Annotated in this window: 29 protein-coding genes; 20 read left to right on the top strand and 9 right to left on the bottom strand. The window is 68.4% G+C overall.

The window, feature by feature from the left end; all coding sequences use genetic code 11:
- Window positions 1–80 precede the first annotated feature (80 nt).
- From ABZ807_RS17555 to ABZ807_RS17610, 12 genes are all read left to right on the top strand, one after another.
- Window positions 81–392 (top strand): hypothetical protein, encoded by a 312-nt coding sequence (locus ABZ807_RS17555; protein WP_357158410.1) that lies wholly within the window; start codon window positions 81–83, stop codon window positions 390–392.
- On the top strand, window positions 389–793 hold the full coding sequence (locus ABZ807_RS17560) for a hypothetical protein (protein ID WP_357158413.1): 405 nt from the start codon (window positions 389–391) through the stop codon (window positions 791–793). Before ABZ807_RS17555 ends, ABZ807_RS17560 begins: the two co-directional genes overlap by 4 nt.
- Window positions 794–915: 122 nt before the next feature.
- Window positions 916–1,179, top strand: a complete 264-nt coding sequence (locus tag ABZ807_RS17565; protein ID WP_357158416.1) for a hypothetical protein — start codon at window positions 916–918, stop codon at window positions 1,177–1,179.
- A 198-nt stretch (window positions 1,180–1,377) separates the two neighbouring features.
- The gene (locus ABZ807_RS17570; protein ID WP_357158419.1) at window positions 1,378–2,097 is read left to right on the top strand and encodes a recombinase family protein; all 720 of its coding nucleotides are present in this window, start codon (window positions 1,378–1,380) and stop codon (window positions 2,095–2,097) included.
- 383 nt (window positions 2,098–2,480) lie between these two features.
- Window positions 2,481–2,846, top strand: coding sequence for a peptidase inhibitor family I36 protein (locus ABZ807_RS17575; protein ID WP_357158422.1), 366 nt, complete (start codon window positions 2,481–2,483; stop codon window positions 2,844–2,846).
- Complete coding sequence (locus ABZ807_RS17580; protein WP_357158425.1) at window positions 2,822–3,562, top strand: ABC transporter ATP-binding protein; 741 nt, start codon at window positions 2,822–2,824, stop codon at window positions 3,560–3,562. The genes ABZ807_RS17575 and ABZ807_RS17580 overlap by 25 nt, the downstream gene beginning before the upstream one ends.
- An 82-nt stretch (window positions 3,563–3,644) precedes the next feature.
- On the top strand, window positions 3,645–4,211 hold the full coding sequence (locus ABZ807_RS17585) for a hypothetical protein (RefSeq protein WP_357158428.1): 567 nt from the start codon (window positions 3,645–3,647) through the stop codon (window positions 4,209–4,211).
- Between the two features lie 100 nt (window positions 4,212–4,311).
- Window positions 4,312–7,299 carry a Tn3 family transposase gene (locus ABZ807_RS17590; RefSeq protein ID WP_357158431.1) on the top strand — a complete coding sequence of 996 codons (2,988 nt, stop codon included), beginning with the start codon at window positions 4,312–4,314 and terminating at the stop codon, window positions 7,297–7,299.
- The gene (locus tag ABZ807_RS17595; RefSeq protein ID WP_357158434.1) at window positions 7,296–7,949 is read left to right on the top strand and encodes a hypothetical protein; all 654 of its coding nucleotides are present in this window, start codon (window positions 7,296–7,298) and stop codon (window positions 7,947–7,949) included. The genes ABZ807_RS17590 and ABZ807_RS17595 overlap by 4 nt, the downstream gene beginning before the upstream one ends.
- A gap of 292 nt (window positions 7,950–8,241) precedes the next feature.
- Complete coding sequence (locus ABZ807_RS17600) at window positions 8,242–8,430, top strand: hypothetical protein (protein WP_357158438.1); 189 nt, start codon at window positions 8,242–8,244, stop codon at window positions 8,428–8,430.
- 36 nt (window positions 8,431–8,466) lie between these two features.
- Complete coding sequence (locus tag ABZ807_RS17605; protein WP_357158441.1) at window positions 8,467–8,772, top strand: hypothetical protein; 306 nt, start codon at window positions 8,467–8,469, stop codon at window positions 8,770–8,772.
- 634 nt (window positions 8,773–9,406) lie between these two features.
- Window positions 9,407–10,660 (top strand): ISL3 family transposase, encoded by a 1,254-nt coding sequence (locus tag ABZ807_RS17610; RefSeq protein WP_357158444.1) that lies wholly within the window; start codon window positions 9,407–9,409, stop codon window positions 10,658–10,660.
- A 72-nt stretch (window positions 10,661–10,732) separates the two neighbouring features.
- Here the strand turns inward: ABZ807_RS17610 and ABZ807_RS17615 are convergent, their stop codons facing one another.
- Together ABZ807_RS17615 and ABZ807_RS17620 are read right to left on the bottom strand one after the other, a co-directional pair.
- Entirely contained in the window at window positions 10,733–11,302 is a 570-nt protein-coding gene (locus tag ABZ807_RS17615; protein ID WP_357158447.1) for a hypothetical protein, read from the bottom strand.
- A 135-nt stretch (window positions 11,303–11,437) separates the two neighbouring features.
- Window positions 11,438–12,049 carry a recombinase family protein gene (locus ABZ807_RS17620; RefSeq protein ID WP_357158450.1) on the bottom strand — a complete coding sequence of 204 codons (612 nt, stop codon included), beginning with the start codon at window positions 12,047–12,049 and terminating at the stop codon, window positions 11,438–11,440.
- 372 nt (window positions 12,050–12,421) lie between these two features.
- Here ABZ807_RS17620 and ABZ807_RS17625 point away from each other — a divergent pair, with 372 nt between their 5' ends.
- A complete protein-coding gene (locus ABZ807_RS17625) occupies window positions 12,422–13,183 on the top strand; it encodes a hypothetical protein (RefSeq protein ID WP_357158453.1) in 762 nt (253 codons plus the stop codon).
- A 69-nt stretch (window positions 13,184–13,252) separates the two neighbouring features.
- Here ABZ807_RS17625 and ABZ807_RS17630 read toward each other — a convergent pair whose 3' ends face one another.
- The gene (locus tag ABZ807_RS17630; RefSeq protein ID WP_357158456.1) at window positions 13,253–13,492 is read right to left on the bottom strand and encodes a hypothetical protein; all 240 of its coding nucleotides are present in this window, start codon (window positions 13,490–13,492) and stop codon (window positions 13,253–13,255) included.
- A gap of 146 nt (window positions 13,493–13,638) precedes the next feature.
- Here ABZ807_RS17630 and ABZ807_RS17635 point away from each other — a divergent pair, with 146 nt between their 5' ends.
- On the top strand, window positions 13,639–13,779 hold the full coding sequence (locus ABZ807_RS17635) for a hypothetical protein (protein ID WP_357158459.1): 141 nt from the start codon (window positions 13,639–13,641) through the stop codon (window positions 13,777–13,779).
- Window positions 13,780–13,973: 194 nt separating this feature from the next.
- On the opposite strand, the gene ABZ807_RS17640 is transcribed toward ABZ807_RS17635, so the two are convergent.
- The 5 genes from ABZ807_RS17640 to ABZ807_RS17660 all read right to left on the bottom strand — a co-directional run bounded on the left by ABZ807_RS17640 (window position 13,974) and on the right by ABZ807_RS17660 (window position 18,444).
- Window positions 13,974–14,789, bottom strand: a complete 816-nt coding sequence (locus ABZ807_RS17640; protein WP_357158462.1) for a cupin domain-containing protein — start codon at window positions 14,787–14,789, stop codon at window positions 13,974–13,976.
- Entirely contained in the window at window positions 14,779–15,216 is a 438-nt protein-coding gene (locus tag ABZ807_RS17645) for a DUF6187 family protein (RefSeq protein WP_357158467.1), read from the bottom strand. Before ABZ807_RS17645 ends, ABZ807_RS17640 begins: the two co-directional genes overlap by 11 nt.
- Entirely contained in the window at window positions 15,209–16,645 is a 1,437-nt protein-coding gene (locus ABZ807_RS17650; RefSeq protein WP_357158470.1) for a hypothetical protein, read from the bottom strand. Before ABZ807_RS17650 ends, ABZ807_RS17645 begins: the two co-directional genes overlap by 8 nt.
- Window positions 16,527–17,756, bottom strand: a complete 1,230-nt coding sequence (locus ABZ807_RS17655) for an MFS transporter (protein ID WP_357158473.1) — start codon at window positions 17,754–17,756, stop codon at window positions 16,527–16,529. Before ABZ807_RS17655 ends, ABZ807_RS17650 begins: the two co-directional genes overlap by 119 nt.
- A 73-nt stretch (window positions 17,757–17,829) precedes the next feature.
- On the bottom strand, window positions 17,830–18,444 hold the full coding sequence (locus ABZ807_RS17660) for a DUF6423 family protein (protein ID WP_357158476.1): 615 nt from the start codon (window positions 18,442–18,444) through the stop codon (window positions 17,830–17,832).
- Window positions 18,445–18,525: 81 nt separating this feature from the next.
- Here ABZ807_RS17660 and ABZ807_RS17665 point away from each other — a divergent pair, with 81 nt between their 5' ends.
- The 4 genes from ABZ807_RS17665 to ABZ807_RS17680 all read left to right on the top strand — a co-directional run bounded on the left by ABZ807_RS17665 (window position 18,526) and on the right by ABZ807_RS17680 (window position 22,086).
- A complete protein-coding gene (locus tag ABZ807_RS17665) occupies window positions 18,526–19,815 on the top strand; it encodes an insulinase family protein (RefSeq protein WP_357158479.1) in 1,290 nt (429 codons plus the stop codon).
- On the top strand, window positions 19,812–20,963 hold the full coding sequence (locus ABZ807_RS17670; RefSeq protein WP_357158482.1) for an insulinase family protein: 1,152 nt from the start codon (window positions 19,812–19,814) through the stop codon (window positions 20,961–20,963). Before ABZ807_RS17665 ends, ABZ807_RS17670 begins: the two co-directional genes overlap by 4 nt.
- A gap of 61 nt (window positions 20,964–21,024) precedes the next feature.
- The gene (locus ABZ807_RS17675) at window positions 21,025–21,534 is read left to right on the top strand and encodes a hypothetical protein (protein ID WP_357158704.1); all 510 of its coding nucleotides are present in this window, start codon (window positions 21,025–21,027) and stop codon (window positions 21,532–21,534) included.
- 3 nt (window positions 21,535–21,537) lie between these two features.
- Window positions 21,538–22,086 carry a copper resistance CopC family protein gene (locus ABZ807_RS17680; RefSeq protein WP_357158485.1) on the top strand — a complete coding sequence of 183 codons (549 nt, stop codon included), beginning with the start codon at window positions 21,538–21,540 and terminating at the stop codon, window positions 22,084–22,086.
- A gap of 407 nt (window positions 22,087–22,493) precedes the next feature.
- Here ABZ807_RS17680 and ABZ807_RS17685 read toward each other — a convergent pair whose 3' ends face one another.
- Window positions 22,494–22,688, bottom strand: a complete 195-nt coding sequence (locus tag ABZ807_RS17685; protein ID WP_357158488.1) for a hypothetical protein — start codon at window positions 22,686–22,688, stop codon at window positions 22,494–22,496.
- 70 nt (window positions 22,689–22,758) lie between these two features.
- Between ABZ807_RS17685 and ABZ807_RS17690 the strand changes: the two genes are divergently transcribed.
- Both ABZ807_RS17690 and ABZ807_RS17695 read left to right on the top strand, forming a co-directional pair.
- Window positions 22,759–23,016: an endonuclease domain-containing protein gene (locus ABZ807_RS17690; protein WP_357158491.1), complete on the top strand. Its 258-nt coding sequence runs from the start codon at window positions 22,759–22,761 to the stop codon at window positions 23,014–23,016.
- Between the two features lie 63 nt (window positions 23,017–23,079).
- Entirely contained in the window at window positions 23,080–23,841 is a 762-nt protein-coding gene (locus tag ABZ807_RS17695; protein WP_357158453.1) for a hypothetical protein, read from the top strand.
- Window positions 23,842–23,931: the final 90 nt, after the last annotated feature.

Consider the following 23,931-nt stretch of genomic DNA (forward strand, 5'->3'; position numbering starts at 1 on the left):
CCCTAGGCAGCCTTGCGGTTTCTGCGTGAGTTCGGGGTGTTGCTATACGTGTTTGGTGCTACTGGCGTACGCTAACCGGTATGACCAGCCCCGTGAGGAAGTTGTCGATCTCCGTCCCCCAGGACGTGGCCGCAACCCTGGCCGAGCAGCCCAACGCCTCGGCGTACATCACCCAGGCCGTTCGCGACCGCAGGGCGGTGGACCAGTTCCGCGCTGAGCAGGCCCGCAGGGGCGTCCAGCTCACTGAGGAAGGCATGGCCGAGGCCCGCGCCCGCCGCCGCAGGGTGGAGGCGGAATGGCCTGCGGAGCGTTACGACGCCGTACGTGAGCGGGTCCGCGAGCACATGCAGGACGATCTGGTCGGGGGCGACCGGCCAGCCTCGGCCGCGTGACCCCCGACGAGGAGCGCCCGGTCACTCTGGTGCTGGACCGCTCGGCGGTGCTGGCGTACCTGGCCGGGTCGATCCACGCCACCGAGCCGGTGGGTGAGGTCATCGAGGACCGGCAGCGGTTCGGCATCACCGCCGTCACCGTGGCCGAGGCCCTGGCCCTGGTGACCAACCCCAAGGACCGGGAGGACCTGCACGTGCTGCTGCGCATGGACGCCTGCGCGGTGCTGTCCACCTGGGGCGAGGACTGGCTGGAGCTGTCCTACTGGCGCGGGGTCACCAGCCGCGCTGACCTGGCCACCACGGCGATGGCGGCGCTGGAGCACCGGGCGTCGATCCTGACCCGGGAGGGCGCGCTGTACGGCACCGACGGGCACCTGCCGGTCATCTACATGCCCCAGTGACGGGGCGGGGGCTCGGGGGCGGGCGGCGCCGAGACGGCCTCGCGGGCCTTCTGGGCTGGCTCGGTGCGAAGTACTACGGCCCGCGGGGCACATCAGCCTCACCCTACTGGCGCCACCAGGCGATGACCGACAATCTCAATGCCGAGCCGATCACCGACGCCGCCCTGACCGCGATCTTCACGGAAATCCGAACCGGACAACGCCACCACCTCGACATTCCCGAGGACATCCGCGAAGTTGTCGCCGGCGTCTTACGCCCAGGCCCCGCGCTCGCACGCTTCACCAGCGAAATACAGCGCACCATCAATCCGCACTACCGCTGGCACGCCTGGCCGCACTACCGCAAGTTGGGGGTTGAGGAAGAACGGAACGGAAATTGGCGGTAAGGGCCCGCCGGGTCGGCCGGTGGCTTGACGGGGCAACCCGCGATCCCGGGTCTATGCTGATCTTGTTTAAGAAACGGTCGATTCACGGACAAGATCAGGAAGCTCGACGCCGGCCGGTCGGAGCTGTCCAACAAACCTGTCCAGAAAGCCGGCGTGTCCAACAAGCCGGTCGCGGGTTTGTCGGACACGCTGAACGGCATGATCACGCCCACGTCCGCCCAAGGTGACCTTCTCGCGCCGGCTCCACTGTCCGGGGTGCTCGTTGGGTACGGCCGGGTGTCGACCCGGGAGCAGAATCTCGCTCGCCAGGAAGCGGCGCTGACCGTGGCCGGCTGCGCGCGCTGCTTCTTCGACAAGGCCTCGGGCAAGAACACCGACCGGCCGGAGTTGGACCGAATGTTCGACTACATCCGACCCGGTGACGCCCTCACTGTGGTGTCGCTGGACCGGCTCGGCCGCTCGTTGGAGGACCTCATCGGCATCGTGGGCCGGCTCAAGCGCCAAGGCGTGGGCTTCCTGTCGCTGCACGAGAAGCTGGACACCACCACCGCCGGCGGCATGTTTGTCTTCCACGTCTTCGCCGCCCTGGCCGAGTTCATCCGCACGATCATCGTGGCCAACACCAACGAGGGCCTGGCCGCCGCTCGCGCCCGCGGCCAACGCCTCGGCCGGCCGCCGGCGATGACTCCGGAGAAGCTCGCCTACGCCCGCCAGCTGCTCACGGAGCCGGACCGGTCCATCAGCGCCATCGCCAAGCTCGTCGGCGTCTCGCGCAGCACGATCTACAAGGCGCTGCCCGAACTCCTGCCACCGCAACTGGCCCGGCAGCGCCTCGCCGCGCAGATTGCCGCGCTGCCCGCCGACCGGCGGCCAGCGCCCGACCTCGCGCCGTACGACCAGCTGCTCACCCAGCGCTGAAGACCGCAAACCGGCAATGCCGGGAGCCGCATGGCGCGAAACCGTAAAGAGCCGATGACCGATGCGCGGCGCGGCCAGCACTCCCACAGGAAATGCCGGTCCCCGCGCACGCCCAACCAGGGCATCGAGCAGGCTGCGTTGACACCAGCGTCGGGAAGGTGACGACGCGACCCGAGACGGTCGTCGTCACCTTTGCGAAATTGCTTTCAGTGGAATTCCCGTCGGCCGAACGGCGTGAATATATGTCATGTCGCGAGGTTCACCTTTCGCAAGGCGCAGCACGTTCGATCCATTGACTCATTGGAATGGGCAAATTACGTTCTGCACATGCAATGTCGCTGCCTGGTGGTCGTTAGGCTGTCGGGCTCACGGAGGGAGAGCGCGTGCGTATCAGCAAAGTGCTGCTGGCGGGGGCGGTGATCGCGGCCGGTGGGCTGGCGTTCCCGGCCGCCGCGTCGGCCGGAAATCCCGCGTTCTGCGGATCCAACCTGGTCTGCATCTACGATGGCAACAGCTGGGTCGGATTCCTGGGTTCGCGTGGTCCCGGTGGAGGTATCTCGAATGTGAGTGCCGCCGCCAACGATCACATGGACTCGTGGGAGAACCGGACGAGCACGAATGCCGCCTGGTACTACGACCACGACGGCGGAGGTGCGTGCAGGAACATGGCGAAGCTGACCGAGGACGACAACATCAACGTCTTCGACAGTGACGAACTGTCGTCGTGGCGGACCGATCGCGGGTGCTGATCTCGCCGGCCGACGCCGCTGAGACCCTGCTCGCCGTCGAGGGTGTCAGCCGTCGCTTTGTGACCCGTTCGGAGACGGTGTGGGCCGTGCGGGAGGCGGACCTGCGGGCGCGGGCGGGCGAGTTCGTCTGCGTGTTCGGCGCCAGCGGGTCAGGCAAGTCGACGTTGCTGAACCTCGTCGCGGGGCTGGATCAGGCGGATGACGGCCGGATCCTCGTTGAGTCGACCGATGTTGGTCGGCTCAACGAGGACCAGCGGGCGCGGCTGCGTCTGACCAGCGTCGGGGTGGTCTTCCAGGACCACAACCTGATTGAGGAGTTCACGGCGTGGGAGAACGTGGCGCTGCCGCTGGAAGTCACCGGTGTGCCCTATCGGGAAGCCCTCGTACAGGCCGACCAGCAGTTGGCGAGGGTCGGGTTGGAAGGTCTGGGAGGTCGCCTGCCGGGCCAGTTGTCTGGCGGGCAGCGGCAACGCGTGGGGATCGCCCGGGCGCTGGTCGGCGACCGGCGAGTGCTGCTCGCCGACGAACCGACCGGGGCGTTGGACTCCACCAACTCGCGGGCGTTGTTCGTGCTGCTGCGGCAGCTGTGCGACCAGGGCACCCTGGCGGTGGTCTGCACCCACGACATGATGTGCCGCGAGTACGCCGACACCGTGTACGAGATGGTCGATGGCCGCGTCGTTCGCCGGGATCTGGCGGCGGAGAGGACAGCCTGACGTGCGGATCCGGCTGGTCGCGTCGGTGGCGCGCAGATTCGTGCGTAGCAGGTCGTTGGGCCGGTCCACGTTCTTGGTCGCGGTGACGGCCGCACTGCTGGTCGCGGTGTTTGTCACGCTGAACGCGTTCACGCTGTCCCCACGGCAGGTCACCGACCGCGATCTCGGGCGTTTCGATTCGCAGATGGATCTGACCGACGTCACCCGGATCCGGCCGGGTGACGCCCATGTGGTCGAGCAACTGGCAGGGGCGGCCCGAGGCGGCGGGGCGTCGGAGGCGGTGGTGACGCTGGCCTCGTTTGACGTGCGCCCCGACATGGCCCGACCGCCGTTCACCCTCTACACCGAGGCCCCCTGGCCGGCTGACCCGTTTCCGCGCCGCTACCAGCTGCGGGAAGGGCGGTGGCCCAGCCAACCCGGTGAGGTGCTGGTGACCGACGCGCTGCGGCGGGTCCTCGGGCCGGTCGAGTCGTTCACCGTGTTCTCCGGCAACGACCGGCTACGCGTCGTCGGCGTCGCCCGGGACCTGTTCGGCGCCACACCGCGCATCCTCGCCGCGAACGGCACCTGGGCGTCGCTGAGCGACGCGACCGCCCGCAACTTCTCCACCGTCCTGGCCACCGCGACACTGCACTGGAAGGGGTGTTAGTAAGAACCGCGACACCCGGGGCCAAAAAGATGATCTAGGTGTGAGGGCTGTTGGGGCGTGTTGGGTGTCGGAATGATCTCCGGCTGTGAAACGTCCTTTGATGAGTCTTGGGGACCTGGTTGAGCACTGGACGTTGGTCGGTGCTGAGCAGGACCTGGTCGCGGCGAAGCACCGCGATACGCAGCTCGGCTTTGCGCTGTTGCTGAAGTTCTACGGCCGGTTCGGTCGGTTCCCACGCGTCCGGGGGGAGCTGCACGAGGACGTGGTGGAGTTCGTCGCGCGGCAGTTGGGCGTCGAGGCAGGCTCGTTGGGCTTCTACGAGTGGGCGGGTCGCACGATCAAGCGACATCGGGCCGAGATCCGCGCTCATCTGGGGTTCCGGGAGTGCACGGTCGTCGACGCGGAGAAGCTGACCGACTGGCTGGCCGGGGACTACGCGCAGAAGGAACGCCGGTTCGAGCTGGCCAAGGATGCGGTGCTGGCCGAGCTGCGAGCACGGTCGATCGAGCCGCCGACGCCGGACCGGGTGGACAAGATCGTGCGGTCGGGCCTGCACCAGGCGGAGAAGCTCCTCGCCGAGCGGATCGCCGGCCGGCTGTCGGCCGACGTACGGGCCCGGCTGTTGTCACTGGTCGCGGTGGCGGACACCGACGTCGACGATGCTGATCCGAGCGTGCTGGCGTTGATTAAGGCGGCGACGGGGAACGTGAGCTTGTCGTCGATGCTCACGGAGATCTCCCGGCTGGAAGCGGTGCGGGCGATCGGCCTGCCGGCGGGGTTGTTCGCCGACGTCGCACCGAAGGTCCTCGCCGCGTGGCGGGCCCGGGCGGCGGTGGAGTCACCGTCGCACCTGCGCACGCACAGTGTGGAGGTGACGTTGACGCTGCTGGCGGCGTTGGTGCACTGCCGCAGTTGGGAGATCACCGATGCGCTGGTCACGTTGCTGCTGCGCACGGTCCATGCGATCGAGGCCCGCGCGGACCGGCGGGTGACCAAGCAGTTGGTGGCGGAGTTCCGGCGGGTCCAGGGCAAGGAGAACCTGCTGTTTCGGGTGGCGGAGGCGGCCACGGCCCGGCCGGACGACACGGTGCGGCAGGTGGTGTTCCCGGTCGTCGGGGAGGACAACCTGCGTCACCTGGTGGCCGAGTACAAGGCGTCGGGGTCGACGTATCGGCGCACGGTGCAGACCACGTATCGGGCGTCGTACTCCCACCACTACCGCAAGGGCCTGATCGCGCTGCTGGAGGTGCTGGAGTTCCGCTGCGACAACTCGCACCGGCCGGTCCTCGACGCGCTGCATCTGGTGCGCCGCTACCGGTCGCAGACCGACCTGACGTACTACCCGGCCGGGGAGACGGTACCGACGCACCCCGGGCTGACGGGCGACTGGGCGGAGCTGGCCTACCGGGTCGACGGACGCGGCCGGCGCCGCGCGGTGCGCACGGTGTACGAGATCCGCACCTTCGAGGCGCTGTGCGACCAGCTCAGGTGCAAGGGCGTCTGGGTGGTCGGGGCGATGGAGTTCCGCAACCCGGACGAGGACCTGCCCCGCGACTTCGAGGTGCGGCGCACCGAGCACTACCAGGCGCTGCGCAAGCCGCTGGACCCGGCGATGTTCATCGACGCCCTGCAGAGCGAGATGCGCGCCGAGTTGGGCGCGCTGAACGACGCGATGCCGCTGGACTGGCTGGAGATCCGTCCTCGCCCGGGTAATCAGGGCTCGGTCAAGCTCAGCCCGCTCGACGCGCTGCCCGAGCCGGTCAACCTGGGCCGGCTCAAGAAGGTCATCACCGGACGGTGGGGCACGGTCCCGCTGATCGACGTGCTCAAGGAGGCGGTGCTGCGCTCGGACTGCGGGACCACGATCGGCTCCATGTTCGGCCGCGCGGACGCCGCCGGTGGTCAGCTACTCGAGCGGCTCCTGCTCGTGCTCTACGCCTACGGCACGAACACCGGCATCCGCGCCGTGGCGGCCGGTGAGCACGGCCACCGCGAGGAAGAGCTGTACTACGTGCGACGCCGCTACCTCAATCCGGAGCTGGTGAGGGCGTTGGCGATCGACATCGCCAACGCCACCTTCGGAGCCCGGCAGCAGAGCATCTGGGGCGCCGGGTCGAGCACCGTGGCGTCGGACTCGACGCACTTCGGCGCGTTCGACGCGAACATCTTCACCGAGTACCACTCCCGCTACGGCGGCCGCGGCGTGCTGATCTACTGGCACGTCGAGCGTAAGTCCATGGTGATCCACTCGCAGGTCATCAACTGCTCCGCGTCCGAGGTCGCGGCGATGATCGACGGGGCGATGCACCACGGCACCGCCATGGACGTCGAGGCCAACTACGTCGACACGCACGGCCAGTCGATCATCGGGTTCGGCCTCACCCGGCTGCTCGGCTTCGACTTGCTGCCACGGATCAAGGCGATCAACCGGGTCCGGCTCTACCGGGCCAGCGCCAATGACGCCTACCCGCAGCTCGGCGCCGCGCTGATGAATCGGCCGATCCGCTGGCACCTGATCGCCGACCAGTACGACCAGATGATCAAGTACGCGACGGCGATCCGGACCCGCTCGGCGCAGACCGCGGCCATCCTGCGCCGCTTCCAGCAGACCAACCTGATGCACCCGACCTATCAGGCCATGTTGGAGGTCGGCCGGGCGCAGCGCAGCATCTTCGTGGCCCGTTACCTGCGTGATCGGGACTTGCAGCGGGAGATCAACGCCGGGTTGAACGTGTCGGAGTCGTGGAACGCCGGTAACTCGATCATCTACTTCGGCAAGGGCGGTGACATCCCCGCCAACCGGCGCGATGAGCAGGAGCTGTCCGTGCTGTGCCTGCGGGTGCTGCAGGCCGCCGTGGTGTACGTCAACACCCTGATGGTTCAGGACGTCCTGGCCGAGGACATGGTCGAGTTGACCTCGGCCGACCGGCGCGGTCTGACCCCGCTGTTCTGGTCCAACATCTCTCCGTATGGCGAGGTCCGCCTCAACATGGCCAACCGGCTCGCCCTGCGCGCCACGACCACGCCGGATCCGGCCGGCGGCGATGATGACCCGACCACCCCGAGCAGCGAGGGACCGCCACGATGACCTCCACCCGCACCGGCGCGCACACCGCGACGTTCCGCGAGCAGTACGGCTGCTCCTTCACCGATGACCTGACCGCGACCACCGAGGCCGCGACCGCCGGCGACTTCAAGCAGGCCACGACCCTGACCGGCCGGTTCACCGCCGCCGCTCAGCACTTGCATCACAGCGTCGTCCGCGACGCGCTGGCCGCTGGCTGGGACTGGTGGCAGATCGGTGACCTGCTCACCGTGCATCCGCAGGCCGCGTTCGACGCCTACGCCAACCTCGCCGACGCCACCCACGCCCCGGCCCAGCAGCGCCCGCACCTGGCCGTGGTCTGCACCGCCGGCCTGGTAGCCGAGCACGACATGGACACCGCACACGGCATCGACCTCGACGACCTCGATCCGCGGCACAGCCTTACTACCGACCCCACCGTGGTGCGGCTACGCGCGGCCGCGCAACTGCTCGGCGACGACATCTGGATCGCCGTCAAACTGCCCGGCGAGTACGAGGGCGACGATGACCTCGACGACGACGCGGCCATCCGCCGGTGGACCACCGTGGCGCTCTACCCCGACGAACTGGGCTGGCTGCGCGAGGCCCTGGCGCTGAACGCCGAAGAACCGGACGACGACGACGAGGACGAGGACCTGGAACCGCTGCGCTGAGCAGGTTGCGCGCGGGCGGGATCACCGGGGGCCGTCGATCAGGCGGTGTCGTCGTCCTGGTGGTCGACGACATCGCCGAGGCCCTTGAGGACCAACGCTCGGAGAAGTCCCGTTAGGCAAGATCGTTGTACCCCCGACACCGCGCCAGGGCCCCTGCCCGTGGTGGAGTCGCGAGGAGTAACACATGGCAATAGACAGAAGTAACGATTGCTGACAGTATCAGGACGCTCACTCATGATTACGGGGGCCATGGGTGTGGCGAGGACTCTGCTGCCCCCGAACAGGAGGCGGCATGAAGCGCACCTTCCTCTCGCCCGGCCGAATGCTGATGACGGCCTTGGCGGCGATCGCTCTCGTCCTCGGGCTCGGCGCTACCAGCGCGAGCGCCGACGACAGGCTTTCACCGTCCAACAAGTCGATCCTCGTGCCCGACTACACGAAGATGCTGTGGTCCCTCGCTGGGTCGCAGAGCGAGGAGTAGATCGACAGGATCGCGAAATCCGGACACAAGGTCCAGTTGCTCGTCGACTCCGAGTCCGGCAAGATCCTGGCCGCAATCGACACCGAGAGCACGTTCACCCCGGCCGCGCTCATCTTCCTCAGCCCGGGGTGCTCTACGACCAGTCTCTGCATGCTGAACGGCCGCCCGAACGGCTACACCGGCACTGGTTCCCTGTACGGCACCTGGTCGAGCGTGTACCGGTACGCCACCGGCGACAAGATCGGTACTTTTCGCTACAACGGTCTCGACTGGACGCACAATCCCTACACGACCGTGAACCTCACGACCCCGGAGACGATCACCTACATCGCTCGACGATGAGCTCCATCTGACGAGCGGAACGTGGAAGGGCCCGGGTCGTCCGGGCCCTTCCACGTTTCACGGTCTGCCGACCGCAGTCTGCCGTGGGAACTCCAAGGCCTCCCCACGCGAGCAGGCTCCGTGTCAGAGCGAGCTAAGGAGTGTGGCACCGCACCGAAACGATACGGCCGGCCTGAGGATCGATGGTGAGCTCGACGCTCGACCACGAGGTTGTTGAAGTCGCCGTGTTGTCTGCTTCAACCGTAGGAGGTCCGCAAACCGACGTCGTATCAACCCGCAAGGGTCCTCCAGCAGGCTCGCCGGTGAGGACGCCAAGGCCCAGCATCACGCCGGCTGCAATGACAAACCGAGGGTGCGGGCGCCGCAGAGGCGGCGAGCTGCGCGGCGGCGCATCCAGATCAATAACTGGCATACGCTACGTTAGCGCACTGGGCCAGCCCAAGGACCATCTTAAACCCGACTCACCCATGCACTTGCCGGCCGCCGCGTAGCTTCTCGGCGTCGGGCCCTTGCCCTTTTTCGGGCTCTTCTGACGTTCTCGTGGGTGGGTTGCGACCCTGATCAACAGGGCACGCCGTGTCCCGTCTAGGTTTCTGGCTTGTCGAAGGTCAGGAACCAAAGATCGGAACACGGCGTGCGTTTGACCAGGGTATTTCATCGGCAGGCGGGGTTCGATCGGGCGGTCGTCGAGGACGTGCGCCTCGATGAGGACGCCGACGGCGAGGTCCTCGTCGTCGCGGCCCGGCCACGTAAGGGCGCCACGCGCCGGTGCGGGCGCTGCCAGGCCCGGGCACCGTGGTACGACCGCGGGTGGGGACGGCGGCGGTGGCGGCATCTGGACTTCGGCACTCTGCGGGTGGTGATCGACGCCGCCGTGCCCAGGGTCGACTGCCCGGTGCACGGGCCGACGGTCATCAGCGTGCCGTGGGCGCGTCACGGCGCCCGGTTCACGGCCGCGTTCGAGGACACCGCGGCGTGGCTGGCCGCACGCACCAGCGCCTCGGCGGTTACCGGGTTGCTGCGTATCGCTTGGCGCAGCGTGATCGGCATCGTCAACCGGGTCGTCGACGAGGCCCTGGCCGGCACCGACCGGCTGGCCGGGCTGACCCGTATCGGTATCGACGAGGTCGCCTATCGCAAGGGTCAGCGCTACCTGACCCTGGTCGTAGATCACGACACCGGCCGCCTCGTCTGGGCCGCCGACGGGCGGGACAAGGCGACCGTGCACACGTTCTTCGACGAGCTGGGCCCTGAGCGGGCCGCGATGCTGACGCACGTGTCAGCCGACGCCGCCGGTTGGATCGGCGACGTCGTGGCACAACGCGCGCCGCGGGCGGTGCGCTGTCTGGATCCCTATCACATGGTCGCATGGGTCACCGACGCCCTCGACGAGGTGCGCCGGGCGGTGTGGAACACCGCCCGCGGCGGCAAAGGCCGCGCCACCGAGCAGTCCCGCCAGCTCAAAGACGCCCGGTGGGCGCTGTGGAAGAACCCGCCGAACCTGACCGACAAGCAGAAGGTAACCCTCGCGTCGATCCAGGCCACGAACAAGCCGTTATACCGGGCCTACCTACTCAAAGAACAGTTCCGGCAGATCATCGCGGTCAAGGGCGCCGACGGCAAGCTCCTGCTACAGGGCTGGCTGCGCTGGGCCAGCCGGTCAAAGCTGCCCCCGTTCGTCAAACTCGCCCGCTCGATCCGCCGTCACCTCCCTACGATCCACAACATGCTCGACAGCGGACTGTCCAACGCCCGCGTCGAGGCCAACAACGTCCACCTACGGGTACTGACCCGCCAGGCATACGGCTACCACAGCGCGAAAGCCCTGATCACCATGGCCAACCTCCGCCGCGGCGGCCTGTGCCCGCCACTCCCCGGACGATCATGAAAACCGACCCACGAGAACATCAGTAGACCCCTTTTTCGGCGGGGTGTTCAGCGCCGTGCGCGGGGCCGTCGATCAGGCGGTGTCGTCGTCCTGGTGGTCGACGACACCGCCGAGCGCCTGCCCGAGCCGGCGCATCGCCTGATCGACGCGCAGCAGGCTGGCTGACGTGTACGGGCGTGGCGTCGGCGCCGCCCCGTGGTCGGCGGTCACGGTCAGCGGGTGCAGCGGGTCGGCGTCGACGGTGACCGTCAGGGTCTGGGTCGACTCTTCGTCTTTCGGGTAGAGCCGCACGGTCGCCGTGCCGATGGTCGTGGTGAATCCGGCGTCCAGCGCCCCGAACGACTCCGCCTGGGCGGCAGCGTGTTCGACCGTCAGGCCCTGCGCGGCGATCTGCATCGCCGTACCCGCGATGTCCGAGCCGATGTCGGCGACGTCCCACCAGCGGGAGAACCGCTGATCGGCTGGCGATCCGGTCGCGTAGTCCAGACCGCCGGCGGCCGTGTTGACCAGCTTCGCGGCCTGCCACAGCAGTTGTGCCTCCGGCGCCGGATCGGCCCCGGCCATCTGCTTGCCCAGCACATCGTGGAGCTGTTCGGCGAGCTGCCGCACCTGCGTGGCGATGTCCTCGGGCAGGCCGCTCATTTGTCGTCCTCGAGCGCTGCGACGGCGCGCTCGGCAGCGTCGCGGTCGTAGGGGCAGGGCATCAAAACCGGCTCGTGCACGGTGTCCTCGGCGGACTTCGGGCGGCTGTAGGGCATACCGGGGTCTCCTTCAGGTTCAGTGGGCTGGCGCTGCGGTCAGTTGGTCCGGCTTCGCGGCCGCGGCGCGCTCGATCGCGCGGTAGACCGTCGAGCGGGCCACGCCGAAGAGCTCGGCCAGCTCGGCACTGGTGTGCTCGCCAGCCTTGTGTAGGGCCACCAGGTGAGCTTCCTGCTTCGCGCTCAGCTTGGGCGCCTTGCCGCGCAGCCGGCCCTTGGCCTTGGCGATCTTCATGCCTTCACGGGTTCGCAGTCGGGTCAGGTCCGCCTCGAACTCAGCGATCATCGCCAAGGTGGTGAACAGGAGCTTGCCCATCGCGTCGGTCGGGTCGTGGATGGACCCGCTGAGGTTGAGCTTGACCTGTCGGGTGGTCAGCTCCGTGGCGATGTCGTGCGCGTCGGTGACCGAGCGGGCGAGTCGGTCCAGTTTCGTCACGACCAGCTGATCGCCGGCCCGGCACGCCGCGAGGGCCTCGCGCAGACCCGGCCGGGCCCGGTTGGTTCCGGTCAGGCCCTTGTCGACGTAGATCCGGTCAGTGCCGACGCCGAGCTCGGCGAGCGCGGCCAACTGCGCGCTCAGGTCTTGCTCGTCGGTGGACACCCGGGCATAGCCGATCTTGAGGCCATTCATGGCGTCACTGTACCGGTTGGCCCCCGTTGACCGGGCATTTCACCGGGCAGGTCTTACGGGATCAACTGACCAGCGGTGGAACGCCCGGGCCGGCCACCTCAACGGGTGCCCGGTGGACGATCCCCTAACGGGACACCAGCTCACCGACCACCGACCGCTCCAGGCGGGCTATGAAGATCAACGATTTGGCCCCGGGTGTCTCGGTTCTTACCAACACCCCGACAAGCCCAGCTCGCCGGACGCCGGCGAACGCCGGTCCGACTACCGGCTCGTGGCATAGGGCGCCCCCCTCTCATGGGGTGTTGGTAGCAACGGCCCCATGAACACCGTTACGACGTTCAGTTTTCTGAACGCTGCTGGCAGGCTGTTCGTGTGACAACGATCAACGAGCGGGTTGAGGCGGGCCGCCGTCGGCGGCGGGTATTGGTGCGGGTGACACGGGCGGTGTGGCGGCTGGATCAGGCCGAGCGGGAACGCGGGTGGGCGCTGGTCTCGGCCCGCGCCGAAGGGGTCTCGATCCGCGCTCTGGCCAAAGCGGCCGGGCTGTCGCCCTCGCGGGTGCATCAGATCGTGGCCGCCGCCGACCCGGACGCGCTGGACTCGACGCTCGGTGAGCTGCGGGCGGCGGGCTGGCCGGCGCCGGAAGACCCCGATTCCGATGAGGACGCCGAGCTGAACGGCCGCGATAGCATCGCTGAGCGGATCTGCGACGAGGTGGAATGGCTACGGCGGTGTGTGGACTGGCTGGCCCAACTGGATGCCGGCGGGTACCCGCCGGCGGTCAACCTGCGACCGGACGCCGACTGGCCGGACACCGCTCACGTCACGGTTACCCTCGCGCGGGTGCGGGCGGTCCTCGACCGCGTCGCGGCCGATCTTGACGAGCTGGCCCGTGCCCGCCGAGTGGCCGATCTAAACACCGCGGCGGTGCTGCCTGACCGGCACGCCGAGCGTCGCCGGCGTCTGGCCGAGCCGGACCTGGACTTCCGGGACTTCTGCACCGCCCAGCGCCTGCCCGCCTCATCCACTCGGCAACTGGAGCGGGCCTGGGACGCCTGGCAGGCCGAACGATACCGACGCGGAGAGACCGGCCAAAGGGCCTCCTGCATCAACAATCCGTTCCGCCCATGCTGACGACCCTGATTACTGGAGCCGGAGGTGTTCAGCAAACTGGACACCGTAACGGTGTTCATGGGGCCGTTGTTACCGGCACCCCTTCTTCGGTGAACCGTCGAGGCGGTCATCGCCGGCGATCCGCTTCTCCAGATCCTCCAGCGCGGGCCTGCCCGCTTTCTCGCGCAGGTCGTAGAGCAGATCGCGGACATCCCGCTGCGGCCCGGCGTCGAGCTCGGGCCGGGCCAGCTTCCGCGGGCGGCGCACCGGGGCGCGCTTGGCGGCCGCCGTAGGCGGGCGGGGCACTCGTCGGGACTTGTCGGCATTCATCGCCGACCGATGATGCCCCACCGCCACCAGTCGCGGGCTGCTCGACACTCGTCGGCACTCAGGTCAGCCCTCGCGAGACGGGCCGAATCTGAATACGCAAGCCGGCGCTGGCTCCGCTTTCGTCTCCGACATCCAGGGAGCATCCGATGACCCGATCCCCGCAGCACCCCCATGGCCCCCAGCCGCGCCGCATCCGGATCACCCTCGCAGTGATCACCGGCGTCCTCGCTGGCGCCACCCGCGCTCTGACCGGCTGGCTCCTCGACCACCTGAGCACCGACAACTGACCGGCCCCCAGGCGGGACCCCGCGCTGTACCGACGGGCTGGCGGGATCCCGCCCTCCTCCCTTACGCGTGCAGAGGAGTACGGACCCCCGTGCAGGCGACTCCGGAAATCAACACTGGCGTCACCCTTGCGAGGACAGGGCGATGATGGCCACGTTCCAGGTAAGCTGCTGAACGGCCGGATGACCTTAAGCACCTACCGGTGTTGCAGACAGCCGACGATGGAAGCCACCAGTTCCTCGGCGATGTTCGCTGCCAGCGGTGGGCTTGCACCGATCGGGGCGAGGTCCTCGCCCAGTAGTGGCTCCAGTTCCTCGGCGAGCTGATCCAGCAGGGCGTCCGACAGCCTCACCGGAACGACCTGGTACGTGATGTGCATCGAGCCTTCATCACCGGCGACGGCAGCGTGAACCCAACCCACGGGGATGTACAGAGAGTCTCCCGGATGCAGGTCCACCGTCATCGCGGGCGGGCCCAACTGGTCGGGATCGACATGACGGGCAGACACGCCGCCCTGGTTCGGCCAGAGCGACCAGCTCTTGCTCCCGTCGATCTGCAGCAGGAAGTTGTCCTCGCCGTCGACGTGCGGAACAAGCCCGGCTTGCTTGCCGCCGGTAATGAAGACATGGGCCTGGATCTCACAGCCGGACTCCTCGGCCAGGAGTGCCGCGAGGGCGATCGACCACGGCATCCAGTGCTCACCGTCAGCGAGGATCACGGTTGCGCCCTGCTCGACGAGGCCGGAGAGCCGGTCGGGGTCGACGACGTCGGGCACCGTCCGGCCCGAGATGACCCGCTCCACGGTGAACTCGGCAGGGTGATGCAGCCGGCCCGTGGTGGAGACAGTGACCCGGTCGGCACGCAGGCCGCAGGAGAGGAGTTCCCGCACCTGTACGGGCGCCGGAACGCCGGGGGCGTCGGGGTTCTGCCGGCCCGCAGCCGGCGAGCATCGCCAGTGCTTTTCCATGAAGTCGTGCGGCATGCCCCAGCCGCGCAGGGCCTCATCGAACACGAGTCACCTGATCGATTTCCTCACGCCGGAACCAGCAGGCTGCCAGGCAGGCGACGGTGGTCGAACCGGCATTCTCCGCGACGGCGGCTCGGGCGACGTCGTACATCGCGGCCCAAGCTTCACGAGGAGATCCGGACCGGAACCGGTTGCCGTCCGCGGCGGCGAACGCCGGCCGGTGGCGGCGCCATTCCGCGCCGCCCGCCGCGACCGCCGCCGAGAACGAGATCCTGAACTCGCCGTTGTGCAACGCGGAGTCCACGACCAGCACCGCAGCACCGGGATCGGCTGCCAGGGTCGCGAACCCGAGCATGGCCAGGATCCGTTCGGCGTCCAGGCCCAGGAGAATCAGGCCCGCCTCGGATATCGGATCGACGTCCAGGTAGGGAAGGTCGAACTCAGCCGGGTCGGCGTATCGAAGCTCAGACATGCGTTACCTCTGTGCGTCGCGTAGAGGTTTCCAGCTGCCACAGGATGCTGGTCACGATCCGCGAGGTTCCGACCCGATGACCGTCGATGTTGCGCGCGGCCGGGCCCAGAACCATGCAGGCGGCCGCGCCCAGGGCATACACCCGCGGGGCAGCACGATAGGCAAGGGAGACCTCGTCGAGATCGGGCCAGCCGTCCCGGGCGCAGACCACGTCGGCGGGCAGCAGTTCCGCGCCGATCAGTGGGCGGGTGCCCAGGGCGAGAACGACCTGGTGGCCGCTCGCCGACGTGCCGTCGGAGAGGTCCACGGCAGCCGGACCGCCATCGGTCCTGCCGTGCACAGCGGTGACGCCGGTGCCGCGGTGGACGACCAGGCTGCCGCGTTCCTCCGCTGCGGTGAGGGCCGGCCGGAACTCGAACATCACCGAGGCGCGCCGGTGTTGCCCCATCATCTGGAGCCGGTTCTGCCAGGTGGTGCCGTGGAAGCGCGATCGGCCCTCGGCTCGGAAGAACGAAGCGTTGACGTCCGCGCACTGGTACCGTTCCGCCACTTCGCGGATGACCCAGTGCACCTGTCCGCCGGCGGCCAATGCCTTACTCACCACGTGCGCCGCGCTCAGGCCGGCGCCCACCACGACGGTCGGGCCGTCTGCCACGCCCACCGGCTCGGACCAGTACCCCACGCCCTCGGGCGGGGTGTCGCCGGGCCACCAGTCCGCCGGGGCGGTCACCGATTCCTCGCCGGTGCACAGGACGACGTTCTCCGCCCGGATGTCGCCGAGCGACGTCCGTACCAGCACCTCGTCGTCATTGGGGTCGATCTGCCGCACATCACCCTGCCAGGCTCGGTAGGCAAGGCCGTGGAGAGCGACGACGTGGTCGCAGTACGCCTCGAAGACGTCCATCGGTACTACGGATCGATGTCCGGCCTGAGCCATCCGCACCTGGAGGCGCTCTCCCTCGGTCAGCAGTGACCAGCGCAGCCGAGCGAAGTCGAGCAGTTCACAATCCCGGTAGCCTTCCGCCCCGGGATGGTGGTCGTACGGCGAGCGCAGGACCCGTTGTCCGAGGGTGTCGGCTCGATCGAAGAATTGACCGCCCAGCCGGCTGGATCGATCCACAATGACGAAGTCACGGATGCCGGCATGCCAGAGAGTGCCGGCCAGACCGATGGCCGCGAGTCCGCCACCGACGATCACCACGCTGGAGGTAGACGGCAGCGCGTCGGTTCGGTACCGCGGCGGCGGCGCTCCGAACTGGCGTCCGCGCGGCGATTCGAGAAATTCGGGCGGGGGCAGAAAGACGGTCACGCTACTCCGTTCCGACGGTCTGTCTGAAGGTGGCGGGCGTTTCTGAATCCTCGGCGGCGAAGCCGGAGCTGTGGGAGGCAGTGAGCAGGAGCAAAATGAACGGAATACCGATGAGCGCAAGCCCGATCAAGACGGGATTCGGGCCGAACCGTTCGGTGAGCGCTCCGACGGCGATGATGCCGAGAAGCCGGACGAGCGCGGTCACCGCGCCGCCCGCCGCCAGCACCCGGCCGCGAAGGTGGTCAGCGGTGATGCGCTGACGGGTCGCGGACACGATGATGAAGGCGAGCGCCGAGGCGCCATCGAGGATCAGCACCGCGAGGGTCAGCCAGCCGGCGCCGCCGAGTAGGGCGAAAGAGCCGGCCGCAGCGCCGTTGACGCCGAGCACGACGGCCAGCAGCAGCGGCCATTGCCGGGTCTCGCACCAGCGGGCGATGTACAGGCCGCTGATCAGGCCGCCGACGCCGGCTGCGGAGATGACCAGGCCGATGGTCTCCGGGTCGAGTCCCAGCTCGTCGCGCATGCGCACCAGCAGCGGCAGGAATGCGACGGCGGTCAGCAGATGCATGTAACACGCGGCGGTGAGCAGCAGCCGTTGCCACCGTTGGTGAGTGATCAGGCGCAGTCCGGCGAATAGGGATTCGTCGGCGGCCTCGTCGGCTCGGGTGGGCGGGCGGTTGCCGGGCAGCCACATGAGCAGTAGGGCGGAGGTAAGAAAGCTGACGGCGTTGGTCAGGAAGGCCACGAACGGACCGAACGCTTGCAAGAGCCATCCACCCGCAGCGGGACCAGCCAGGGTGGCGGCGGCGTCCGATCCCTCGGCCAGGCCGTTGGCCCGCATCAATTGCTTCTCGTCGACCAGTTTCGGCAGGTAGCTGCCGGACGCCGTGCTGAACACCGTCTCCGCGGTGCCAGCGAGAAGCGCGAGCAGAACCAGCACGGGCAGCCGCCCGTCGGCGAGCACGATCTCAGCACCGATCGCGACGAACGAGACAGCGCCGACCACATCGGCGCAGATCATCAGAGTGCGCCGGTCGAACCGGTCGACGAGCGCGCCGAGGTGCAGGGCGGCCAGGACCGCCGGAAGTCGCAGAGCCGCGGCGACCAACCCGGCGGCGAGCGCCGAACCGTTTGCCGCCAGAATCGCGAGTGGCAGAACGACACCAGCCACCCGGTCGCCGAAAATACTGACCGTGCGTGCGGCCAGAAATACCTTGAACCCGTTTTCCATTTGCGCTCTTACGACTAAGTCCAGGAATGGCCGCGGGCCCCCCGCGACCATTCCTGGAATCTATTTCAGAAAATCAGCCGATCAAGGTCACGGGAACGACGACCTCGATAACGGGCTTCTTCGGCATGCCGTTGGCCACGTAGTCGTCAACCATGTCCTTGATCTTCTTCGGGCTCTCGGTAGGCGCCGGCGAGAAACGGGCGTGAGAAGCGTCACCGCGACGCTTGGTGCACTCAATTGTGAACATCTTGAGCACCGCCTCGCCCGGACGGACCTCACCGTCGTAGAACGTGATCCGCTTCTGGTCTGGCGTCATGAACGTCTTCGCGAACTGCTGGGAGACGACCATCGCCTGCTCGTCCTGCACGAAATGGACGCCCTCACCTGCGGTCATCTGCCAGGTCAGCCACGACGCGTCGGACAGGTTGGTCTCGGACTTGATGACCTGCCAGCGACCCGGCTCGGGAAGCAGGAAGGTCACCGCGACGTCGTGGTCCTTGGTGTCGATGGCCCCGGAGACCATCAGAACCCGACGGCTGAGATCGGCGCTGGCGGCCATTTGGATGTCGCGGGCGCGGACCTGGGTGCGCAGGTCATACCCCGGAATGGACAGTGTCATCAGAACCCCTTCACAGGTTTGGATGGCAGTCGCAAAATGTAATCTACATACATCACCACAGAAGTGCAACCAATCGAATCTGCGAATAGCCCTTGCCTGCTCGCTCCGGAAGCGCTAGGGTGCGCACATCTACATGGACTCTAGACACGCTTGAGCGGGTTCGCTATATTGGCGGCGATGCTAAGCGTAGATAGCCATACGAAGTCATCAGGAATTTACAAATTCCGAGCCGTATTGCCATTCGGGTTGCGTGTCCTGGTGCGCGCAACGCCGGACAGCGAGGTCGTGTCCGCCACCCTCGCCGTGCGCGTCGGCTCCCGGAGCGAGACCTCGGCCTGGTCCGGCCTGGCGCACCTCGCCGAACACGTCACCTGTGGTCAGGAGACGGCCGCTGCACAGCGGCTCAGTGCCGCCGGCGGCAGCTGCAACGCGGTGACTCAGCCCGATCTCACGCTGTATCACGGTCAAGTCGTCGCCGAGGAAGCTCCCACCCTGTTGGACCGCCTGCTCGAGATCCTAGGTGAGCCCGCGATCGACGCGCGCCGCATCGCTACCGAGGCCACCATCGTCGGCGACGAGATCTCGGCCGCGATGGACAGCACCGTCATGGGCGGCTTTCCCTGGTTGTGGCTGCCGGCTGCACTCTACGACTCGCCAGAGCTGGCCCATAACGGGTACGGCGACCTGGAGTCGCTGAGACGGGTCGACGAGGCCGCCCTGACGGCGTTCTTCAGCCGGCATTACCGAGCGGACAACGCGGTCCTGGCCATCTGTGCCGCTGACCCGGCCCCCCTGATGGCCGTGCTGGGCGTGGCCGAACGTGAGGCGGCCGTCCCGGTGCAGGACCACACCCCCGGGCCTACTCCGGTGCTCACCCCCGCGGCGCCGTACGCGCTGATCGCGCCGCGGCAGCCGCATCAGGCCACCGCGATCGCCTGGTCGTTGCCCGATCAACCGATGAGCTGGGGCCACATCGCGACGACCGTGCTCGCCGACATCCTGGTCGGAGACCACGGTGGCGCACTCGAGGAACAGATCGAGGCGCTGGAGGTCAGCGCGTACGTGGGCCCGTTCGGTGACCCCTGGGGCATCGCGGCCCCGCTCCCGTTCGTCGTCGAGATACACCACTCGGCGGACCTCGACCCTGAATCCTGGGTGCCGTCGGTACGTGAGGTGCTGCGGTCGCTCGCGCACGACACGGATGCCGACGCAGTGGCGGCCGCCGCCCGTACCCTGGCGGTCCGGTTCTTCGCAGCGTGGGACGACCCCGCAGAGCAGAGCAAGATCATGGCGACCACCGAACTGGTGTACGGCGACGCCAACCGTGCCCTACAGATTCCCGGCCTGCTCGCGGCCACCGATCCCGCCGAGGTCCGAGCCGCCGCGGCGGCCCTCGCCGCCGCCCCGGCCCGCCTGCTGACGAGAGGGCCGCGGTCATGACCGGTTCGGTGACTCTGCTGCGCCCCAGCGCCGATCTCGCCTGGCTTCGGCTGCGCATCCGGGTGAAGTCCGGGACTACTGCTCAGCGTCTAGTCGCAGCTCGCCTGCTGCGCGCCGCAGTGCCGGAACTCCCGGTGGACGGGCTGCCCCTGCACACGCGGTTGACCACCCTCGGGGCTCTGCTGACCGTCTCGGCCGACGGTCACGGCATCGCGGTGTACGTCACGGTGGTCCCCGAGCGGCTCGCGGCGGCCACGGATCTGATTCGTGCCGCACTCCAGACGCCGCCGCCGGCGGAACTGGCCCGCGCCGCAGCCGACGAGGTCGTCGCGGTATGGGAGTGGATGAGCGCGGACAGCGAGAGCGCGGCCGATCTCATCGCCGATCTGGCCCTGCACACCGCTCCGCCGTCCTGGCCGGAGTTGTACCAGGAGATGGCCCAGGCGATGTCCGCCGTGTCCCCGTCGTTCCCCGGCCTCGGACCGGCGACCGCCACCCTCGTCAGCCCGTTCGTCCCGGACCCGGCGGTGGAGCGGGCCATCGCCGGACTGACCGAAGGTGCCCACGCCGTCGTGGCCACTGCCGAAGAGCCCGTCGCCACGACCCCGGCTACCCTGCGTCTCGACGTGGCCAGCGAAGCCAGTGCGCTGGTCCGGCTCGGCTGGCGTACGCCGCCCCGGACCCATCCGGACTTTCCATCGCTCGCCGTGGCTGCTCGCATCCTCGGCGGCCACTATCGGTCGCTTCTGATGCGGACGTTCCGTCAGGAACGCGGGTGGAGCTACTCGCCGTGGGCGATGCTGCGTTCCGGCCCGGAACGCGGCCTGTGGCAGGTGTCCGTACGGGTCCCAGCGGACCGTGTCGACGAGGCGACGGCCCGCGTCAGGGAACTCGTAACCGGCTGCCGCCCCACTCCGGCCGAGTGCGCCGTTGCCGTCGCACACACGGTGGCCGAGCATCGGACGCTGTGGTCGTCCGGCGAGTCGCGGCTCACCCTCTCCGGTTATTGGCAGGACCTGGGCCTGCAACCGGAGGCCGAGCGCCGGGACTGGCCGCGGCGAGTGGGCGAGGTGTCCGCCGACCGGCTGCACGGCGTCATGCGGACCCACCTGTCTCGTCCCCCGGATCTCACCATGATCCTGACCTAGGAGGAAGACGTTGGCTCTCAGCGTCAACACCCGCCACCACCGGGCCGCCCTCAACATATTCATGGCCGTGGTCCTGGCCCACTGGGCCGAGCATCTTGTCCAGGCCGTCCAGATCTGGTACCTCGGCTGGCCGCGACCGCAGGCCCGGGGCGTGCTGGGAATGCCGTTCCCATGGCTGATCTCGTCCGAGTGGCTGCACTACGGGTACGCCCTGGTCATGCTGGCCGGGCTGTGGCTGCTCAGAAGCGGGTTCCAGGGCTCGGCACGCCGCTGGTGGACCGCGGCGCTCGCAATCCAGTTCTGGCATCACCTCGAACACCTGCTCCTGCTCGTACAGGCGCAGACGGGTCACTTCATCGCCGGGCAGCCAGTGCCCACCAGCCTGCTCCAGCTCGTGGCGCCCCGTGTCGAGCTGCACGTGTTCTACAACACGGTGGTCTTCCTCCCCATGGTCGTCGCCGTATACCGGCACCTGCGCCCGACCGAGACCGAGGCAAGCGCGATGACTTGCAGCTGCCGGCCGCACAAGTTCGGGGACCGTGTCGCGCTGGCCTCCGGCGCCGGGATCTAAGGTATGGGCGCGCGGGCCCTCATCGCGTGCTTGGTCATCACGCTGCTGACCGCCACGGTCGTGACCACGTCTCCCACACCAGGCCACGAAGCCGCGCTCGTCTCGGCTTCCCCCGCCGACGGCAGCTGGCTCGCTGCGGTGCCGCCGGCATTGGTCCTTGTCTTCGACGGGCTGGTGGATCCGGACGCAACCCACCTGGCGGTGACCCGGCCGGACGGCGCGCCAGCCGCCTCGGAGACATTCACCGTCGATGGCCGCCGGTTGACGATGCCGCTGCCCACCGCGCTCGACGGCGCGTACTCGGTGGCTTATCACGCGGTGTTCACCGACGGAGGGGAGGCTTCCGGGACGATCGGATTCGGGATTCGGGCGAACCCACCCACCGCCTCCGCCCATCACGATCATGTGGAGCGGAGCGCGGCGAACATGGCCCTACTCGCGATCGATACGGCCTTGTTCGTCGCGCTACTGGCCGTCCTCCTCGGGAGATCGCGGGTACGAGCTCCCCGTCGATTCCGGGAGAAGTGGGTCCTGCGGGACATCGACGTATGACGCGGCTTCGCGCCGGGGAAGAATACGCCGAGCTCGGCGGCCTCGGGGTCAGTCGGCGCCGCGTTCGTCGGCTGGCCGCCGTCGCAGGGCGACGCGCCTGAGCGCGGGCGGCGCGTAGGCCATGTCGAGCTGGCCGACGTCGGTGCCGGGCGGGACGATCGCGTCGATCTCGTCGAGGAGCGCGTCGTCCAGGGTGATGTCGGCGCCGGCGAGGCTACTGCGAACTCCCCGAAGAACAGCCCTACCTGACCCGGCGTCTATATAAGATCACTTATGGAGGCATCAATAATTGATCTTGCGGCGGGTCATTCCGCAGAATCACCCCGCCCGGTCAGCGCCCCTCCCCACCGAACAGGCGGGCGACCTCGAAGGCCGGGCGGGGCCGGTCCGGCCCCGCCCTTGGTTCGTCAGCCGCCGGTTCGACCGGACCGGCTGGTCTCGAAGTAGCCGACCGGGTTGCGCGACAGGTGCGACGTCTGGGTCGGCTGGCCGACTCGCGGGTCGCCGGCTAGCAGGGCCTGGCTCTCGCGCAGGGCGGACATGACCCGCCCCAACACCTCGTAGTAGCGGGCCGGGTCTGTCAGCCGCACCTGATCCGTCATGACCTGTCCAACGAAGCCGTCCGGGTTCAGGTCTTTACGGTTGTCGTACCCGGCCTTCAGAATCCGGCAGGTGGTCGTCGGCGACGCTCGCCCGCTCGGGTTGATCCCCACCTACCGCACCGTCGAGATGTGCTGCCTTGAGACGCCGAGGAAGGCGTTGCTGCGGCACCGGATCACCGCGGCGCGGTACCGGGAGTTGCTACGCGAGCAGGGCGGTGGGTGCGGAATCTGCGGCGACTCCGCGTGGCGCGAGTCAGTCGGCCTGGTCCCCCTGCCAATCGACCACGACCACCTGTGCTGCCCTGGCCGGGAGTCGGGGTGTTGGTAGCAACGGCCCCATGAACACCGTTACGACGTTCAGTTTTCTGAACGCTGCTGGCAGGCTGTTCGTGTGACAACGATCAACGAGCGGGTTGAGGCGGGCCGCCGTCGGCGGCGGGTATTGGTGCGGGTGACACGGGCGGTGTGGCGGCTGGATCAGGCCGAGCGGGAACGCGGGTGGGCGCTGGTCTCGGCCCGCGCCGAAGGGGTCTCGATCCGCGCTCTGGCCAAAGCGGCCGGGCTGTCGCCCTCGCGGGTGCATCAGATCGTGGCCGCCGCCGACCCGGACGCGCTGGACTCGACGCTCGGTGAGCTGCGGGCGGCGGGCTGGCCGGCGCCGGAAGACCCCGATTCCGATGAGGACGCCGAGCTGAACGGCCGCGATAGCATCGCTGAGCGGATCTGCGACGAGGTGGAATGGCTACGGCGGTGTGTGGACTGGCTGGCCCAACTGGATGCCGGCGGGTACCCGCCGGCGGTCAACCTGCGACCGGACGCCGACTGGCCGGACACCGCTCACGTCACGGTTACCCTCGCGCGGGTGCGGGCGGTCCTCGACCGCGTCGCGGCCGATCTTGACGAGCTGGCCCGTGCCCGCCGAGTGGCCGATCTAAACACCGCGGCGGTGCTGCCTGACCGGCACGCCGAGCGTCGCCGGCGTCTGGCCGAGCCGGACCTGGACTTCCGGGACTTCTGCACCGCCCAGCGCCTGCCCGCCTCATCCACTCGGCAACTGGAGCGGGCCTGGGACGCCTGGCAGGCCGAACGATACCGACGCGGAGAGACCGGCCAAAGGGCCTCCTGCATCAACAATCCGTTCCGCCCATGCTGACGACCCTGATTACTGGAGCCGGAGGTGTTCAGCAAACTGGACACCGTAACGGTGTTCATGGGGCCGTTGTTACCGGCACCCCTGGAACGG

The sequence above is a fragment of the Micromonospora sp. NPDC047548 genome (assembly GCF_040642975.1).
Taxonomy (GTDB): Bacteria; Actinomycetota; Actinomycetes; order Mycobacteriales; family Micromonosporaceae; genus Micromonospora.